Raw genomic sequence first — 2,684 nt, 5'->3', positions numbered from 1 at the left:
CCAGGACGCCGGCCACCGCCAGTGGGACCAGGGCATCCAGAACGACATCCTGGAAGCGACCCACTGGGCCATCAGCAGTGGCTACGTGGACCGCAACCGCATCTGCATCTACGGCGGCAGCTTCGGCGGCTACTCGGCGCTGATGGCCCCGATCCGCGAACCGGGCCTGTTCAAGTGCGCGTTCGGTTACGTGGGCGTGTACGACGTGGACATGCTGTTCAAGAAGGGCGACATCCCGCAGCGTGACTCGGGGCTGCGCTACCTGCGCCGCACCCACGGCACCGAACGCGCCGACTGGAATCGCGCCTCGCCTGCGCTGCGCGCGGCCGAGGTCAAGATCCCGGTCTACCTCGCCGCCGGCGCCCGTGACGTACGTGCCGTGCCCGAACAGACCGAACTGATGAACAAGGCACTGATCGCCGCCGGCAACAAGCCGGAAGGCATGATCATCCAGAGCGGTGAAATGCACGGGTTCTACGGCGAGGAAGCGCGCGTGAACCTGTATACCGAAATGCTGAAGTTCTTCGACCGCCACATCGGCGCGGGCGGCAGCACGCCGGCCCGCAACTGAGACCGGTGACCGTGCCGTAGCCGCACGGTTGACGTAGGCTGCATTGCCGGGTGGGTACGCCCACCCGGCACTTCTTCACACATGCGATGGAACACATTTCTATGAAACACCGGCAATGGATGGCAACACATGTTCTGTTGGCGGCGCTGCTTGCCGCGCCTGCGGCCTGGAGTGCAACCCCGGCACCGCCCGACCCCACCCAGGACCAGCTGATGATCACTGCTGGCTTCCTCAATGGTCACCCCGACCTGCGCTTCCGCCTGCTGGCCCTGGAGAAGCACAAGGCCGGCAAGCGCGAAGATGCCTTCCGCTTCTTCCAGTACGCCGCGCAGTACGCCGACAAACCCTCCCAGGGCATGGTCGCCGAGATGCTCTGGAATGGCGACGGTACCCCTCAGGACCGTGCGCTGGGTTATGTCTGGATGGACCTGGCGGCCGAACGCGGCTACGAAGGCTTCGTGGGCCTGCGGGAGCGTTACTGGAGCCAGCTTACTGAAGCCGAACGCGCGCGTGCGCTCGCCGAAGGCGAAGCGGTCTACGCCCGTTACGGTGATGCCGCAGCCAAGCCCCGCATTGCCGCGGTGCTGCGCCGCGAGCGCAAGGCGGTCACCGGCAGCCGCACCGGTTTTGCCGGCAATCTGCGCATCGTGGTTCCCGGTCCGAGCGGCTCGCGCGAGATCGATGGCTCCAAGTTCTACGACGAACGCTTCTGGGACCCGGCCAAGTACCAGGCCTGGCATGACGCGGTCTGGACCAAGCCGCGTATCGGCACGGTCGATGTGGGTGGCGTGGAACAGGTCAAGGCCGGGGATGCAACCTCGCGCATTCCCGTGGTGAGCCCGGTGCAGGACCTGCCCGAACCGGACGCCGGCAGCGAAATGCCGCAGCTCGAACCGACCGGCGGCAAGCCCTGACCAGGGCCCGCATCGGCTGCTTGGACGGTCGGTACGGTGTCGGCGGTTGTTGTCAGCCGCGCAGGATCACCTGCGCGGCGTTATGCCCCGGCGCACCGGTCACCCCGCCGCCGGGATGGGTGCCGGACCCGCACAGGTACAACCCCGGCAACGCACCGCGATAATCGGCCTGGCCCAGCATCGGGCGCGCACTGAACAGCTGATTGAGGCTGAGCGCGCCGTGGAAGATGTCGCCGCCGATCAGGCCGAAGGTCCGCTCCAGGTCCAGTGGGCTCAACACCTGCCGGCCCAGCACCGAGGCGGCAAACCCCGGCGCATGCTGTTCCACCGTGGCGATCATCAGGTCGGCCACTTCATCGCGATGATCGTCCCAGCTGCGCCCGTGCGGCAGCTGCGGTGCCACGTGCTGGCAGAACAGGCTGGCCACGTGCTGCCCCGGCGGCGCCAGCGAATCATCCAGCGTACTGGGAATGAGCATCTCCACGATCGGCTCGCGCGACCAGCCGTGCTGGCGCGCATCGGTGTAGGCCCGGTCCATGTAGTCCAGCGACGGGGCGATGATGATGCCGGCGGTGAGGTGATCGCCCGCACCGGGCAGGCAGCGGAAGTCGGGCAGCCGCGACAGCGCCACGTTCATGCGGAAGGTGCCCGAGCCACAACGCCAGTTGGCCATGCGTTCGCGCGTGGGCGCCGGCACCTCGTCGGCGGCCAACAGCTGTTCGTACAGCAGTTTCGGATTGACGTTGGCCACCACCGCGCGCGCATCGATACGCTCACCATCCAGCGTCTCCACGCCCACCGCCCTGCCCGCCTCGACCCGCACGCGGCGCACGCCGGCATCGGTGCGGATCTGCGCGCCGGCCTGCACGGCCGCGCGCGCCATCGCCTGGGTGATCGCGCCCATGCCGCCGATGGCATGGCCCCAGGCGCCCTTGACCCCGTTGCTCTGCCCGAACGCATGGTGCAGCAGCACGTAGGCGGTGCCCGGCGCGTACGGGCTGGCGTAGTTGCCCACCACGCCGTCGAAGCCGAACAGCGCCTTGATCGGCTCGCTTTCGAACCAGCGGTCCAGGTACTCGGCCGCGGAAATGGTGAACAGGTCCAGCAGCTCCTGGCGCAGCCCGGGCGACAAGGCGTGCAGGCGGCGCCCCAGCTGCCCGGCCCGCCACAGTTCGGGCAGGGCCTGCAGCCAATGCCCG

Annotated in this window: 3 protein-coding genes; 2 read left to right on the top strand and 1 reads right to left on the bottom strand. The window is 68.1% G+C overall.

All coding sequences use genetic code 11. From position 1 onward, the window contains the following. A partial coding sequence (locus DBR34_RS24435; protein ID WP_258224217.1) for a S9 family peptidase occupies nucleotides 1-571 on the top strand: 571 nt, incomplete at its 5' end. Nucleotides 572-690: 119 nt separating this feature from the next. Continuing rightward, the gene (locus DBR34_RS20690) at nucleotides 691-1,485 is read left to right on the top strand and encodes a sel1 repeat family protein (protein WP_128098166.1); all 795 of its coding nucleotides are present in this window, start codon (nucleotides 691-693) and stop codon (nucleotides 1,483-1,485) included. Nucleotides 1,486-1,537: 52 nt separating this feature from the next. Here the strand turns inward: DBR34_RS20690 and DBR34_RS20685 are convergent. Continuing rightward, a partial coding sequence (locus DBR34_RS20685) for an NAD(P)/FAD-dependent oxidoreductase (protein ID WP_146186903.1) occupies nucleotides 1,538-2,684 on the bottom strand: 1,147 nt, incomplete at its 5' end.

Source organism: Stenotrophomonas sp. HMWF003, from assembly GCF_003061285.1.
Classification (GTDB): domain Bacteria; phylum Pseudomonadota; class Gammaproteobacteria; order Xanthomonadales; family Xanthomonadaceae; genus Stenotrophomonas; species Stenotrophomonas maltophilia_AP.
Note: the sequence above shows the minus strand (reverse complement) of the source record. Positions and strands in the feature narration are given on the sequence as shown.

What these genes read in the sequence shown, in the direction of transcription:
- DBR34_RS20690 (WP_128098166.1), top strand. Translation starts at nt 691, where the DNA reads ATGGCAACACATGTTCTGTTGGCGGCGCTGCTTGCCGCGCCTGCGGCC.